The sequence below is a fragment of the Streptomyces sp. SDT5-1 genome (assembly GCF_052245995.1).
Classification (GTDB): Bacteria; Actinomycetota; Actinomycetes; order Streptomycetales; family Streptomycetaceae; genus Streptomyces.
Window position 1 is genome coordinate 4,101,016 of sequence record NZ_CM125963.1, and the last position, 14,898, is coordinate 4,115,913.

The 14,898-nt window shown below is 71.6% G+C and carries 13 protein-coding genes; 8 read left to right on the forward strand and 5 right to left on the reverse strand.

What is annotated here, in order from left to right; all coding sequences use genetic code 11:
* Window positions 1–205 precede the first annotated feature (205 nt).
* The 6 genes from ACTWJ8_RS18920 to ACTWJ8_RS18945 all read left to right on the forward strand — a co-directional run bounded on the left by ACTWJ8_RS18920 (window position 206) and on the right by ACTWJ8_RS18945 (window position 8,165).
* Window positions 206–2,557 (forward strand): bifunctional SulP family inorganic anion transporter/carbonic anhydrase, encoded by a 2,352-nt coding sequence (locus ACTWJ8_RS18920; protein ID WP_443264620.1) that lies wholly within the window; start codon window positions 206–208, stop codon window positions 2,555–2,557.
* A 186-nt stretch (window positions 2,558–2,743) separates the two neighbouring features.
* Entirely contained in the window at window positions 2,744–4,699 is a 1,956-nt protein-coding gene (acs, locus tag ACTWJ8_RS18925; RefSeq protein WP_356387220.1) for an acetate--CoA ligase, read from the forward strand.
* Window positions 4,700–4,924: 225 nt separating this feature from the next.
* A complete protein-coding gene (gene nhaA / locus ACTWJ8_RS18930) occupies window positions 4,925–6,328 on the forward strand; it encodes a Na+/H+ antiporter NhaA (protein WP_443264622.1) in 1,404 nt (467 codons plus the stop codon).
* 64 nt (window positions 6,329–6,392) lie between these two features.
* The gene (locus ACTWJ8_RS18935) at window positions 6,393–6,902 is read left to right on the forward strand and encodes a phage holin family protein (protein WP_356387214.1); all 510 of its coding nucleotides are present in this window, start codon (window positions 6,393–6,395) and stop codon (window positions 6,900–6,902) included.
* A complete protein-coding gene (locus ACTWJ8_RS18940; protein WP_356387212.1) occupies window positions 6,899–7,852 on the forward strand; it encodes an alpha/beta fold hydrolase in 954 nt (317 codons plus the stop codon). The genes ACTWJ8_RS18935 and ACTWJ8_RS18940 overlap by 4 nt, the downstream gene beginning before the upstream one ends.
* A gap of 127 nt (window positions 7,853–7,979) precedes the next feature.
* On the forward strand, window positions 7,980–8,165 hold the full coding sequence (locus tag ACTWJ8_RS18945; RefSeq protein WP_356387209.1) for a hypothetical protein: 186 nt from the start codon (window positions 7,980–7,982) through the stop codon (window positions 8,163–8,165).
* A gap of 18 nt (window positions 8,166–8,183) precedes the next feature.
* On the opposite strand, the gene ACTWJ8_RS18950 is transcribed toward ACTWJ8_RS18945, so the two are convergent.
* The 3 genes from ACTWJ8_RS18950 to nth form a co-directional block, all read right to left on the reverse strand.
* Entirely contained in the window at window positions 8,184–9,383 is a 1,200-nt protein-coding gene (locus ACTWJ8_RS18950; RefSeq protein ID WP_356387206.1) for a MarP family serine protease, read from the reverse strand.
* Between the two features lie 72 nt (window positions 9,384–9,455).
* Window positions 9,456–10,199 (reverse strand): NUDIX hydrolase, encoded by a 744-nt coding sequence (locus ACTWJ8_RS18955; protein ID WP_443264935.1) that lies wholly within the window; start codon window positions 10,197–10,199, stop codon window positions 9,456–9,458.
* A 62-nt stretch (window positions 10,200–10,261) separates the two neighbouring features.
* On the reverse strand, window positions 10,262–11,107 hold the full coding sequence (gene nth, locus ACTWJ8_RS18960; protein WP_443264624.1) for an endonuclease III: 846 nt from the start codon (window positions 11,105–11,107) through the stop codon (window positions 10,262–10,264).
* Window positions 11,108–11,487: 380 nt separating this feature from the next.
* On the opposite strand from nth, the gene ACTWJ8_RS18965 reads away from it, so the two are divergent.
* Together ACTWJ8_RS18965 and ACTWJ8_RS18970 are read left to right on the forward strand one after the other, a co-directional pair.
* On the forward strand, window positions 11,488–12,162 hold the full coding sequence (locus tag ACTWJ8_RS18965) for a Crp/Fnr family transcriptional regulator (protein WP_356387200.1): 675 nt from the start codon (window positions 11,488–11,490) through the stop codon (window positions 12,160–12,162).
* Between the two features lie 121 nt (window positions 12,163–12,283).
* Window positions 12,284–13,174 (forward strand): sigma-70 family RNA polymerase sigma factor, encoded by an 891-nt coding sequence (locus ACTWJ8_RS18970; RefSeq protein WP_356387197.1) that lies wholly within the window; start codon window positions 12,284–12,286, stop codon window positions 13,172–13,174.
* On the opposite strand, the gene ACTWJ8_RS18975 is transcribed toward ACTWJ8_RS18970, so the two are convergent.
* The gene (locus tag ACTWJ8_RS18975) at window positions 13,171–14,001 is read right to left on the reverse strand and encodes an MBL fold metallo-hydrolase (RefSeq protein WP_356387195.1); all 831 of its coding nucleotides are present in this window, start codon (window positions 13,999–14,001) and stop codon (window positions 13,171–13,173) included. The two genes, ACTWJ8_RS18970 and ACTWJ8_RS18975, sit on opposite strands and share 4 nt — an antisense overlap.
* Entirely contained in the window at window positions 13,998–14,891 is an 894-nt protein-coding gene (locus ACTWJ8_RS18980; protein ID WP_356387192.1) for an NUDIX hydrolase, read from the reverse strand. Before ACTWJ8_RS18980 ends, ACTWJ8_RS18975 begins: the two co-directional genes overlap by 4 nt.
* Between the last annotated feature and the right edge of the window lie 7 nt (window positions 14,892–14,898).

Consider the following 14,898-nt stretch of genomic DNA (forward strand, 5'->3'; position numbering starts at 1 on the left):
CTTATTCACTACTGAGCGTGAACAGCTGACCCATTTGCCCCTTTAGTCCGGACACAAGCTTTACTCTGCATTACGATTCATTTACCGAGTGTTGATTTCATCCCGCCGCTGCACGCCGTGAACCACGGCCGCGATCGACCCCACCCACCGCACAGGGGTCCCCCACATTCCGCGACCGCGCTGCACCCCGGAGGAGACGGGAACCATGTCAGCCTGCGTATCCACCCACACCAGTGACTCCGGCCGGACGGGCGAGCCCTCGGACGCCGCCCGCACCGCGCACAGTCCCCCACCCACGCCCCGCCGCTTCCGCATCGCGGGAGCCGACCTCTCCGCGTCCGTCGCGGTCTTCCTCATCGCCCTGCCGCTCTCCCTGGGCATTGCCCTCGCGACCGGCGCACCCCTCGAATCGGGCCTCGTCGCCGCCGCCGTCGGCGGCATCGTCGCCGGCTGTGTCGGCGGAGCCCCGCTCCAGGTCAGCGGGCCCGCCGCCGGCCTCACCGTCGTCACCGCCGAGCTGATCCAGCGCTACGGCTGGCGCACCACCTGCGCCGTCACCGTCCTCGCCGGAATCGCCCAACTCGGCCTCGGCTGCCTGCGGGTGGCCCGCACCGCCCTCGCCGTCAGCCCCGCCGTCGTGCACGGCATGCTGGCCGGCATCGGAGTCACCATCGCCGTCGCCCAGCTGCACATCGTGCTCGGCGGCAACCCCGACAGCTCCGTCCTCGCCAACGTGGCATCCCTGCCGGCCCAGTTGGCCGACGCCCAGCCCGCCGCCCTCGGCGTCAGCGCCCTCACGCTCACCGTGCTCCTCGCCTGGCCGCGCATCCCCGGCCGGATCGGCGGCTGGGCCCGCAAGGTGCCGGCCGCACTCATCGCCGTGACCGCCGCGAGCGTCACCGCCGCCCTGCTCGGGCTCAGCCTGCCCGAGGTCGACCTGCCCTCCTGGAGCAGCCACGCGCTCGCCGGGCTGCCGGAGGGGCCCGTGCTCGGCCTCGTCGCCGCCGTCCTCACCACCACGCTCGTGTGCAGCGTGCAGTCGCTGCTCGGCGCGGTCGCCGTGGACAAGATGACCGCCAAGCGCCACGACCTGCCGCCCTCGATGCGCCGCTCGAACCTGGACCGCGAGCTGCTCGCCCAGGGCGCGTCGAACATCGTCTCCGGATCGCTCGGCGGCCTGCCCGTCGCCGGTGTCGCGGTGCGCAGCACGGCGAACGTGAACGCGGGCGCCGTCAGCGGGAACTCCTCGGTGCTGCACGGCGTTTGGGTAGTGGCGGCCACGCTGCTTCTGGTCCCCGTCCTGGAGCTGATCCCGCTCGCCTCGCTCGCCGCCCTGGTGATGGCGGTCGGCATCCAGATGGTGTCGCTGAACAACATCCGCACGGTCACCCGCCACCGCGAGGTCCTCGTCTACGCCGTCACCACCCTCGGCGTCGTCGCCTTCGGCGTGCTCGAGGGCGTCGGGCTCGGGGTCGCGGTCGCCGTCGGCGTCGCGCTGCACCGCCTCGCGCGCACCCGCATCACGCACGAGGTGGATGCGCGCGGCGTCCACCACGTGCGCGTACGCGGGCAGTTGACGTTCCTCGCGGTGCCCCGGCTCAGCCGCGTCCTGCACCAGGTGCCGCACGGCGCGGGCTGCGTCGTGGAGCTCGACGGCTCCTTCATGGACCACGCCGCGTACGAGGCGCTCCAGGACTGGCAGAAGTCGCACACCACGCAGGGCGGCCGCGTCGAGGTCACCGGGCGGGGCGGCGGCCGGATCGCCGAACCCGCGCGCGCGAGCCACACGTGCTGCCGACCGTGGACGCCGTGGCGCAACCACCACTGCGACCGCCCCCAGCAGGACCACGCGCACGAGGGGCGGCCGCATCCGCTGGCCGGCGGGATCAGCGCGTTCCAGCGGGACACCGCGCCGCTGGTGCGCGACGAGCTGGCCCGGCTCGCCCGCGAGGGCCAGCAGCCCACCCAGCTGTTCCTCACCTGCGCCGACTCCCGGCTCGTCACATCGATGATCACGTCGAGCGGCCCCGGCGACCTGTTCGTCGTACGGAATGTGGGTAACCTCGTGCCGCTGCCCGGCGCCGAGAGCGCGGACGACTCGGTCGCGGCCGCCATCGAGTACGCCGTCGACGTGCTGAAGGTGCAGTCGATCACCGTGTGCGGGCACTCCGGATGCGGGGCGATGCAGGCGCTGTTGAGCACACCGCCCAGCGGGGGCGCGCAGACCCCGCTCAAGCGCTGGCTGCGGCACGGGATGCCGAGCCTCGCGCGGATGACCGACACGGACGTGCCGTGGGCGCGGCTCGCCGGGCGGGCGCCGGCCGACGCGGTCGAGCAGCTCTGCCTGACCAATGTCGTCCAGCAGTTGGAGCACCTGCGGGAGCACGAGTGCGTGGCGCGCGCCCTGGAGCGCGGGACGCTCCAACTGCACGGCATGTACTTCCATGTGGGAGAGGCGCAGGCGTATCTGCTCGCCGAGACCGACCCCGTCTTCGGACAGGTCGCGGCAGGCACCCTGGAGGACGGCCGCGAGGAGCGGGACGCCACGCGGGCCTGAACCAACCCTTTCCGCCGTCCGTGCAACAGATGAGACCGTAGGGCTCCCGACCTGGTCGGGAGCCCCGCGCATACAGGTCTAAACCATTTCGCGGACCCCCCTTGTCACCAGGGGTCGAGGTCTGATGAGCTGTGGCCTGGGACACAACGGTCGCCTCCGACACAAACACTGCATGGGAGAAGCGTCGTGAGCAACGAAAGCCTGGCCAACCTTCTTAAGGAGGAGCGACGCTTCGCGCCGCCCGCTGACCTGGCCGCGAACGCCAACGTCACGGCCGAGGCGTACGAACAGGCCAAGGCTGACCGGCTCGGCTTCTGGGCCGAGCAGGCCCGCCGCCTCAGCTGGGCCACCGAGCCGACCGAGACCCTCGACTGGACGAACCCGCCGTTCGCCAAGTGGTTCAAGGACGGCAAGCTCAACGTCGCGTACAACTGCGTCGACCGCCACGTCGAGGCCGGCAATGGCGACCGGGTCGCCATCCACTTCGAGGGCGAGCCCGGCGACAGCCGCGCGATCACCTACGCCGAGCTCAAGGACGAGGTCAGCCGCGCCGCGAACGCGCTGACCGAGCTGGGCGTGCAGGCAGGCGACCGGGTCGCCGTCTACCTGCCGATGATCCCCGAGGCCGTCATCTCGATGCTGGCCTGCGCCCGCATCGGCGCCGCGCACTCCGTCGTCTTCGGCGGCTTCTCCGCCGACGCCATCGCCAAGCGCATCGAGGACGCCGACGCCAAGGTCGTCATCACCTCCGACGGCGGCTACCGGCGCGGCAAGCCGTCCGCGCTCAAGCCGGCCGTCGACGAGGCGCTCACCCGCGTATCGGTGGACAACGTCCTCGTCGTCAAGCGCACCGAGCAGGACGTCGAGTGGACCGAGGGCCGCGACATCTGGTGGCACGACCTCGTCGGCCGCCAGTCCGCCGAGCACACGCCTCAGGCCTTCGACGCCGAGCAGCCGCTCTTCATCCTCTACACGTCGGGCACGACGGGTAAGCCGAAGGGCATCCTGCACACCTCCGGCGGCTACCTGACGCAGGCCAGCTACACGCACCACGCCGTCTTCGACCTCAAGCCGGAGACCGACGTCTACTGGTGCACCGCCGACATCGGCTGGGTCACGGGCCACTCGTACATCACGTACGGGCCGCTCTCGAACGGCGCGACGCAGGTCATCTACGAGGGCACCCCGGACACCCCGCACCAGGGCCGCTTCTGGGAGATCGTGCAGAAGTACGGCGTCTCGATCCTCTACACGGCGCCGACCGCGATCCGTACGTTCATGAAGTGGGGCGACGAGATCCCCGCCAAGTACGACCTCAGCAGCCTGCGCGTGCTCGGCTCCGTCGGCGAGCCGATCAACCCCGAGGCCTGGGTCTGGTACCGGAAGAACATCGGCGCCGACAAGTGCCCCGTCGTGGACACCTGGTGGCAGACCGAGACCGGCGCGATCATGATCTCGCCGCTGCCGGGCGTCACCGAGGCCAAGCCGGGCTCCGCCCAGCGCCCGCTGCCCGGCATCTCCGCGACGGTCCTCGACGACGAGGGCCACGAGGTGCCGAACGGCGGGGGCGGCTACCTCGCCCTCACCGAGCCGTGGCCGTCGATGCTGCGCACCATCTGGGGCGACGACCAGCGGTTCATCGACACGTACTGGTCCCGCTTCGAGGGCACGTACTTCGCCGGTGACGGCGCCAAGAAGGACGAGGACGGCGACATCTGGCTGCTCGGCCGGGTCGACGACGTGATGCTGGTCTCCGGCCACAACATCTCGACGACCGAGGTCGAGTCGGCGCTCGTCTCACACGAGGCCGTCGCCGAGGCCGCCGTGGTCGGCGCCGCCGACGAGACGACCGGCCAGGCCATCGTCGCCTTCGTCATCCTGCGCGGCAGCGCGAACGCCGAGGACGAGTCGCTCGTCGCGGACCTGCGCAACCACGTGGGCGCCACGCTCGGCCCGATCGCCAAGCCCAAGCGGATCCTGCCGGTGGCCGAGCTGCCCAAGACCCGCTCCGGCAAGATCATGCGCCGCCTGCTGCGCGACGTCGCGGAGAACCGGGCCGTGGGTGACGTCACCACGCTCGCCGACTCCTCGGTGATGGACCTGATCCAGGCCGAGCTGCCGTCGGCGTCGAGCGAGGACTGATCCTCGTACGGCCACGCGGTCGCAGGGACGGGCATCCGGCGAGCGCGCCGGGTGCCCGTTTCGCGCATAGGGTGACGATCACCACGCGATCTCCGTGATCGCCATGCAGGCCGGGACACCCTGTAGGGTAAAAGTCGCGTCAAGGACGCGACAGAGATCCATCAGGGTGCGCCGGGAAGTCTGGTCGGCAATGCAGTCAGCCGTACCCGACTGGAGGTCTCCCCCGTGAGCGCGCCCAAGAACAAGACCGGCCGCAAGGCATTCGGCCGGCTCTCCCTGCCCGAGCGCACCTTCGTCGCCGACGCGCTGCGCACGGAGACGGTCGGCGGAGTCCTGCTCCTCGTCGCCGCGGTCGCCGCACTCGTCTGGTCGAACATTCCGGCGCTGCACTCCAGCTACGAGGCCGTCAGCGACTTCCACATGGGCCCCGACGCGCTCGGCCTGAACCTCTCCATCGAGCACTGGGCCGCCGACGGACTGCTCGCGATCTTCTTCTTCGTCGCCGGCATCGAGCTCAAGCGCGAGCTCGTCGCGGGCGATCTGCGCGATCCGAAGGCCGCCGCGCTCCCGGTCGTCGCCGCGCTCTGCGGCATGGCGATGCCGGCCATCGTCGACGTCGTGGTCAGCAGCGCGGGCGGCGGATCGACGGCCGGCTGGGCGGTGCCGACCGCCACCGACATCGCGTTCGCGCTCGCCGTCCTCGCCGTCATCGGCACGTCGCTGCCGAGCGCCCTGCGCGCGTTCCTGCTGACCCTCGCGGTCGTCGACGACCTCTTCGCGATCCTGATCATCGCGATCTTCTTCACCGACCAGCTGAACTTCGCCGCGCTCGGCGGCGCGTTCGTCGGCCTCGTCGTCTTCTGGCTGCTCATCAGGAAGGGCGTGCGCGGCTGGTACATCTACGTGCCGCTGGCCGTGGTCATCTGGGGCCTGATGTACAACAGCGGCGTGCACGCCACCATCGCCGGTGTCGCCATGGGTCTGATGCTGCGCTGCCACCGCGAGGACGGCGAGGAGACGTCGCCGGGCGAGCACATCGAACACCTGGTGCGGCCGCTCTCCGCCGGGCTCGCGGTGCCGCTGTTCGCCCTGTTCAGCGCCGGGGTCGCGGTGTCCGGCGGGGCGCTCGGCGATGTGTTCACCACCCCGGAGACGCTCGGCGTGGTGCTCGGCCTCGTCGTCGGCAAGACGCTCGGCATCTTCGGCGGTACGTGGCTGACCGCCCGCTTCACGAAGGCCTCGCTCTCCGACGAGTTGGCCTGGCCCGACGTCTTCGCGGTCGCCTCGCTCGCCGGCATCGGCTTCACGGTCTCGCTGCTGATCGGCGAACTCTCCTTCACCGACGACCCCGTGCTCACCGACGAGATCAAGGCGTCCGTGCTGATGGGCTCGCTGATCGCGGCGGTCATCTCCACGGTGCTGCTCAAGGTCCGCAACGCCAAGTACCGGGCCCTGTGGGAGGCGGAGAACCGCGACGACGACCTCTCCGGTGTCCCCGACATCTACGAAGAGGACAATCCGGAGTACCACCTGCGGATGGCCGAGATCTACGAGAAGAAGGCCGCGGAACACCGCAGGCGTGCGCAAGTGGCGGCCGGGGCAGGCGGCCAGGACGACCGTCCGGCATGATCTGACGGAGAGTCCGCGCAGTACGCGCATCCGAAGCAGCCACAGAAGAACAGGGGAGTACGCGATGAGCGCACCCGACGACAGCCCGGTCGGCGCCGAACGCAGCATCGGCCAGCTGTTCGCATCGGCGACGGCCGAGATGTCCGCGCTGGTGCACGACGAGATCGCCCTGGCCAAGGCACAGCTGAAGCGGGATGTGAAGCGAGGCGCCGTCAGTGGCGGCGCGCTGGCGGCGGCCGGGGTGGTCCTCACCTTCTCGCTGCCCATGCTGAGCTTCGCGCTCGCGTACGGGATCAACGCGTGGACCGGCGGGCACAACGGCGAGGGCGGCTGGAACCTCGCCTGGTGCTTCCTGCTCTCGTTCGCAGCGAGCTGCCTCATCGCCGGTCTGCTCGGCCTCGTCGGCGTCGTCTTCGCGAAGAAGGCCGCGAAGGGCAAGGGACCGCAGAAGACGGCCGCCTCGTTCAAGGAGACGGCGGGCGTACTCCAGAACGCCAAGCCGCACCCCCGTGAGGTGACCGCGGACGGCCATGACACGAAGGCCATCGAGGCTGTGGCACGCTCGTCTTCATGACGGACCCCGCCACTCCTTCGGCCCAGCCGCCCGCATCCTCCGTACTGCTCGACGTCCCCGGTGAGCACAAGCTGCTCCACCGGGACGTCGCGGCGAACGGCGCGCGCTTCCACATCGCGGAGATGGGCGACGGGCCGCTGGTCCTGCTGCTGCACGGCTTCCCGCAGTTCTGGTGGACGTGGCGGCACCAGCTCGTCGCGCTCGCCGACGCGGGCTTCCGGGCCGTGGCGATGGACCTGCGCGGGGTGGGCGGCAGCGACCGTACGCCGCGGGGCTACGACCCGGCGAACCTCGCGCTCGACATCACCGGCGTGGTGCGCTCCCTCGGCGAGCCCGACGCCGCGCTCGTCGGGCACGACCTCGGCGGATATCTCGCCTGGACCGCCGCCGTGATGCGGCCGAAGCTGGTGCGCCGGCTCGCGGTCTCCTCGATGCCGCACCCGCGCCGCTGGCGCTCGGCGATGCTCGCGGACTACCGGCAGTCCCGCTCGGGCTCGTACGTCTGGGGCTTCCAGCGGCCGTGGCTGCCCGAGCGTCAGCTGCTCGCCAACGAGGGCGAACTCGTCGGCAAGCTGGTCAGGGACTGGTCGGGGCCCAACCAGCCGGACGACGACACTGTGCGGACGTACCGGCAGGCCATGTGCATCCCGTCGACCGCGCACTGCTCGATCGAGCCGTACCGGTGGATGGTGCGCTCCCTCGCGCGCCCCGACGGGATCCAGTTCAACCGGCGCATGAAGCGGCCCGTGCGCGTGCCCACGCTCCATCTGCACGGCTCGCTCGACCCGGTGATGCGCACCCGCAGCGCGGCGGGCTCCGGCGAGTACGTGGAGGCCCCCTACCGCTGGCGCCTCTTCGACGGCCTCGGCCACTTCCCGCACGAGGAGGACCCGGTCGCCTTCTCGAAGGAACTCGTCAACTGGCTGAAGGATCCCGAACCGGACCGGTGAGCCCTGTTCGGTGCGGGTACGACAGGGGGAACGCCTGTGCTTCGAACGGCCAATTGCCCGGCGCATAAGCCAATTTGGGAAGCGTGAGGGTGGTTACCGACCATGGGGCAGGGGCAGACGTCGGGGTATGGGCTGGACGCACGACTACAGTGACGCAGCACGCACTCGCCGCCCAGCGATGACGCTGGGCACACCCCAGAGGGGGGCGCCGGACGGCTTCGCGGCGCACGATCCCCGGCTGGGCATTCCTCGTATTCTGCGGCGCAGGGCCCGCTGGGTCTCCGCCCGCATCCGGCACGGCAGCCGGGGCTGACCGCCCCGCTCCCACCGGCTACAACGCACAGGCGTCCGTGTCGACCTGCTGGTTCGCCGTGCGACCGCGCGTGACGTCCGGGGCCACCTCGTCACCGGACAGCGCGTACCCCGTCTCCGAGTCGTCCAGGGACTTGGCGAACACCACGCCGTAGACCCGGCCGTCCGGGGTCAGCAGCGGTCCTCCGGAGTTGCCCTGACGGACCGTCGCGAACAGCGAGTACACATCGCGCCGCACCGTGCCCCGGTGGTAGATGTCCGGGCCGTTCGCCGTGATGCGCCCGCGCACGCGCGCGGGGCGGACGTCGTACGCGCCGTTCTCCGGGAAGCCCGCGACGATCGCGCCGCCGCCGCGCTGCGCGTCGGTGTCGGTGAACTGGAGCGGGGGCGCCTTGAGGGCCGGCACGTCCAGGACCGCGATGTCGCGCCGCCAGTCGTAGAGCACGACCTTCGCGTCGTACTTCACGCCCTCCCCGCCTATCTGGACGGTGGGCTCGTCGACGCCGCCGACCACATGCGCGTTCGTCATCACGCGGCGGTCCGAGAAGACGAAACCGGTGCCTTCGAGGACCTTGCCGCAACTGGGCGCCTGGCCGACGACCTTGACTATGGAACGCTTCGCCCTGAGCGCCACCTGACTGCTCGCCAGGGCCGGGTCCGGCGGCTTCACATCGGCGATCGGCTCGTTCGCGAACGGGCTGAAGACCTGCGGGAACCCGTTCTGCGCGAGGGTCGAGGAGAAGTCCGCGAACCACGTGTCGGCCTGCGCCGGAAGCGCCTGCGAGACGCCGAGCAGCACCTTCGAGCCGCGCACCTCCTTGCCGAGCGTGGGCAGCGCGGTGCCGGCCAGCGCGGAACCTATCAGCCACGCCACGAGGAGCATCGCCGCCACGTTGACCACCGCGCCGCCCGTCGCGTCGAGGGCGCGGGCCGGGGTCCATGTGATGTATCTGCGCAGCTTGTTGCCCAGATGCGTGGTGAAGGCCTGGCCCACGGACGCGCAGACGATGACGACGACCACGGCGACGACCGCGGCGGTCGTGGTGACCTCCGCGTCGCTGGTGATCGCGTCCCACAGCAGCGGCAGCGTGTAGACCGCGACCAGTCCCCCGCCGAGGAAGCCGATCACCGAGAGGATGCCGACAACGAAGCCCTGGCGGTACCCGACGACGGCGAACCACACGGCGGCGACGAGCAGCAGGATGTCCAGCACGTTCACCGATTCACGCCTCGCCTTGCATCTCGCCCCGCACCTGTCGGCCCCTGCTCCTCGTTCACGGCGACCACCCTGTCACGACCGCCAATCGAGTGGCACCGTCTTTGATCGGTCCCAGGGGCGCTCCCACCCCGCGTAGTGCAGCAGTCTGTCGATCACGCCCGCGGTGAACCCCCAGACCAGCGCCGATTCCACCAGGAAGGCCGGGCCCTTGTGGCCGCTCGGGTGGACCGTCGTCGCCCGGTTCTCCGGGTCCGTGAGATCCGCCACGGGGACCGTGAAGACGCGTGCCGTCTCCGCCGGGTCGACCGCCGCGACGGGTGAGGGCACCCGCCACCACCCCAGTACGGGCGTGACGACGAAGCCGCTCACCGGGATGTAGAGCTTCGGCAGCACGCCGAAGAGCTGGACGCCGCCCGGATCGAGCCCGGTCTCCTCCCACGCCTCCCGCAGGGCGGCGCGCAGCGGTCCCTCGGCGCCCGGGTCGCCGTCCTCCGGGTCGAGGGCGCCGCCGGGGAACGAGGGCTGGCCCGCATGCGAGCGGAGCGAGCCCGAGCGCTCCATGAGCAGCAGCTCGGGGCCGCGCTCCCCGTCGCCGAACAGGATCAGCACGGCCGACTGCCGGCCCGCCCCGCTCTCCGGCGGCAGGAAGCGGCTGAGCTGCTCCCCGCGGACCGTGGCGGCGGCGTGCGCCACGGGGTCGAGCCACTCGGGGAGGCCGTCGGTGCCGAGCGTGACGTCGAAGGGCGGCGGGCCGCCCGGCCCGTGCGCCGTCCCCTCCGCCCCGCCGATCCCGCCGATCTCGCTCACGTGCTTCATCGCCGCCCCCTCGCGGTGTGCTGGGCCCGGGCCGTGCCCCGGCTGCCCTTCGATGCGGTCCGTCATGCCTCCCGGCCGGCCAGGGGCGGCGCCGGGAGCCCGCCCGCGTCCAGGTAGGACTGCGGGGGCTTGAGGCGCTGGCCGGGGAAGCCGCCCTTCTCGTACTTCAGGAGCTTCTTCGCCTTCTCCGGGTCCGTCTCGCCCTCCCCGTACGCCGGGCAGAGCGGGGCGATCGGGCAGGCGCCGCAGGCCGGCTTGCGGGCGTGGCAAATGCGGCGGCCGTGGAAGATCACGTGGTGGCTGAGCTGCGTCCAGTCGCTCTTCGGGAAGAGCGCGCCGACGGCCGCCTCGACCTTGTCCGGGTCCGTCTCCTCGGTCCACTTCCAGCGGCGCACGAGGCGGCCGAAGTGTGTGTCGACGGTGATGCCGGGCCTCCCGAACGCGTTCCCCAGCACCACGAAGGCCGTCTTGCGGCCCACGCCGGGCAGCTTGACGAGGTCCTCGAGGCGGCCCGGGACCTCGCCGCCGAACTCCTCGCTCAGCGCCTTGGCCAGGCCCATGATCGAGCGGGTCTTGGCGCGGAAGAAGCCGGTCGGCCGGATCAGCTCCTCGACCTCCTCCGGGTTGGCCGCGGCCAGGTCCTCGGGGGTCGGGTATTTGGCGAACAGGGCCGGCGTCGTCTGATTGACCCGCAGGTCCGTGGTCTGGGCCGACATGACCGTGGCCACGAGGAGCTGGAAGGGGTTCTCGAAGTCCAGCTCGGGGTGGGCGTACGGGTAGACCTCCGCGAGCTCCCGGTTGATCTTCCGGGCGCGACGCACGAGCGCCGTGTGCGACTCGGCCTTCTTCGGCACGGCCGCCTTCTTCGCGACGGCCTTCGCGGCGGTCTTCTTCGCAGGCGCGGACATCGGCTAGGCGGCCTTCCCCTGGACGAACTCGGACGTGAGTACGGGCGTGGGCGAGGCATTCGATGCCTGTTCGCCCACAGCGGAATCACGGTCGCTCGACACCCTCACAGCCCCCTCCGCCTGCGCTCTCACCGGCATTTTGAACACTCGGCCAGCCTAAAGCCCGGCACTGACATCCGCCCCGAAGCCACCGGATCGCTCCACGATTGGCCCCCTCCCCCTCGGGTTGTGGCGCGGGTGCGGCAGACTTGTGTACGAGTGACTGATCACACTGTTTGGACCGTCCGGCAAAATGGGCAGTGGAAATGATCGACAACCGGGGCGATCCGGTCGAGTCGATCGGGTCCGGTCCCGATGCAGGCGACATAGGAGAGAAACTCGTGGACGACGTTCTGCGGCGCGCCCCGCTCTTCGCGGCGCTCGATGACGAGCAGGCCGCGGAGCTCCGCGCCTCCATGAGTGAGGTGACCCTCGCACGCGGCGACGCCCTGTTCCACGAGGGCGACCCCGGAGACCGCCTGTACGTGGTCACCGAGGGCAAGGTGAAGCTCCACCGCACTTCCCCCGACGGCCGCGAGAACATGCTGGCCGTCCTCGGCCCCGGCGAGCTGATCGGCGAGCTCTCGCTCTTCGACCCGGGACCGCGCACCGCCACCGCGAGCGCCCTCACCGAGGTCAAGCTCCTCGGCCTCGGCCACGGCGACCTCCAGCCCTGGCTGAGCGCCCGCCCCGAGGTGGCCACGGCCCTGCTGCGCGCCGTCGCCCGGCGCCTGCGCAAGACCAACGACCAGATGTCCGACCTCGTCTTCTCCGACGTGCCGGGCCGTGTGGCCCGCGCGCTCCTCGACCTGTCGCGCCGCTTCGGTGTGCAGTCCGAGGAGGGCATCCACGTCGTGCACGACCTGACGCAGGAAGAGCTGGCCCAGCTGGTCGGCGCCTCCCGCGAGACGGTCAACAAGGCGCTCGCCGACTTCGCGGGCCGCGGCTGGCTCCGCCTGGAGGCCCGCGCCGTGATCCTCCTCGACGTGGAGCGCCTCGCGAAGCGTTCGCGCTGACCGCGACACCACGCCTCCGTAGACGGGTCCCGCCACTCCTCGTGGCGGGACCCGTCTCCGTAGCAGTACGAACTGCAGTACGAGCGGTACCCACGACAGCGCACACAGGGGGAGCCACGTCATGACCCGGTCGGCCGAACTCGTCACCCGTTTCGAGGAAGAGCGCGGACGACTTCGCTCCGTGGCGTACCGGATGCTCGGATCGCTGAGCGAGGCGGAGGACGCCGTCCAGGAGGGCTGGCTGCGGCTCCAGCGCGCCGACACGGACGACGTGCGGAACCTGAGCGGCTGGCTGACCACCGTCGTCGGCCGGATCTGCCTGGACATGCTGCGGGCCCGCAGTGCGCGCCGCGAGGAGCCCCTGGAGGACGGCTCCGCCGAGACGCACGTGCCCGACCCGGTGGTCCGTCCCGCCGACCCCGTGCACGAGGCCGAGCTCGCGGACTCCGTCGGGCTCGCGCTGCTCGTCGTCCTGGACACCCTCGCCCCGGCCGAACGGCTCGCCTTCGTGCTGCACGACATGTTCGCCGTGCCGTTCGAGGAGCTCGCGCCCATCGTGGAGCGCACCCCCGCGGCGACCCGGCAGCTGGCCAGCAGGGCGCGCCGCCGCGTGCAGGGCGCGACCGTGCCGCCCGCGACGTCCGTGGCGCGCCAGCGCGAGGTCGTCGACGCCTGGCTGGCCGCCACGCGCGTAGGCGACTTCGAGGCGCTGCTCGAACTGCTCGACCCGGACGTCCTGTTGCGCGTCGACGCGGGCCCCGGCACCGCCACGGGGCTGCTCCGCGGCAGCCTCGCGGTGGCCAAGCAGGCCGCCTTCTACGGGAAGTTGGCGCAGGCCGCGTACCCGGCGTTCGTCAACGACGGCATGGGGATCGTGCAGGCGCCGCGCGGACAGGTCGTCGCCGTGCTGGCCTTCACGTTCCAGGACGGCAGGGTCGTCGGCGTCGACATCATCGCCGACCCGCCGCGCCTCGCCGCCCTCGACATCACGTGGGCGCCCAGCGGCGCCTAGATCAGCCCGTGGTCGCGCAGGTACTCGAGCTGGGCGCGGACGCTCAGCTCGGCCGCGGGCCACAGCGAGCGGTCCACGTCCGCGTACACGTGCGCCACGACGTCGGGCGCCGACACGTACCCGTTCTCGACGGCCGTCTCCACCTGGGCGAGCCGGCCCGCGCGGTGCGCGAGGTAGAACTCCACGGCGCCCTGCGCGTCCTCCAGGACGGGACCGTGCCCCGGCAGCACCGTGTGCACCCCGTCGTCGACCGTCAGGGACTGGAGCCGCCGCAGCGAGTCCAGATAGTCGCCCAGGCGGCCGTCCGGATGGGCCACCACGGTCGTGCCGCGCCCCAGGACGGTGTCCCCGGTCAACACGGCCCGATCGGCCGGGAGATGGAAGCACAGCGAGTCCGCGGTGTGCCCCGGCGTCGGTACGACGCGCAGCTCCATGCCGCCCGTCGTGATCACGTCACCGGCGGCCAGGCCCTCGTCGCCGAGCCGCAGCGCCGGGTCGAGCGCCCGCACCTTCGTCCCGGTCAACTCGGCGAACCGGCCCGCCCCTTCGGCGTGGTCCGGGTGCCCGTGCGTGAGGAGCGTGAGGGCGATCCGCTTGCCCGCCTTCTCGGCGACGCCCATGACGTTGCGCAGGTGTTCGTCGTCGAGCGGGCCCGGGTCGATCACGACGGCGAGGTCGCTGTCCGGTTCGGCGACGATCCAGGTGTTGGTGCCGTCGAGCGTCATGGCGGACGGGTTCGGCGCCAGTACGTTGATCGCGCGGGCGGTGGCGGGGCCGGTGAGGACCCCGCCGCGCGGCTGGCCGGGGAGGGCGGCTGCTTCGGTCATGCGGAGGTTCCCCCGTCGCTCTCGCTCTTCCCCGTGGGGATGTGCTTGGTGAATTCGTCGTGCCCCGGCCAGGACAGCACGAGCTCGTCCGCCTCCATGCGCGCCTCGGCCAGGACGGGCGTCAGATCGCGGCCCGTCGCGCCTCCGAGGGCGCCGCGCACGTCGTCGTACGCCTCCAGGGTGCGCAGCGTGGCGATCGTCGGCGGCATCATCGTCAGCTCGCCCCGGTCGTACGCCGCCGCGGCACGCCCCGGCGCGATCCACACCGTGCGGTCGGCCTCGGAGGAGTCGTCGCTGGTGCGCTGGCCCGCCGGGAGGGCGGCCACGAAGAACCATGTGTCGTAGCGGCGTGGCTCGAACTCCGGGGTGATCCAGCGGGCCCAGGCCCCCAGCAGGTCGGAGCGGAGCACCAGGCCCCGCTCGTCCAGGAACTCGGCGAAGGACAGCTCCCGGTCGATCAGCGCCTGCCGGTCGGCCTGCCACCGCTCCCCCGTGGTGTCGTCCACGACGGTGTCCGGGGTCGGCCCGGCGAGCAGCACGCCCGCCTCTTCGAAGGTCTCCCGCACGGCCGCGCAGACGATCGCCTGGGCCTCCAACTCCGGCACCCCGAGCCTTTCGGCCCACTCCGCGCGCGTGGGGCCCGCCCAGCGGACGAGCCGGTCGTCGTCGCGGGGGTCGACGCCGCCACCCGGATACGCGTAGGCACCGGCCGCGAACTTCATCGACGTACGGCGCCGGAGCATGTGCACCTCGACGCCTTCGACGGCGGTGTCCTGCCGCAGCAGCATCACCGTCGCGGCGCGGCGCGGCGTCGCGGGCGTGAGCGTGCCGGCGGCGAGCGCACGGATGCGTTCCGGCCACTCGGGGGGATACCACTGCCCATTTGCCATGGCCGGA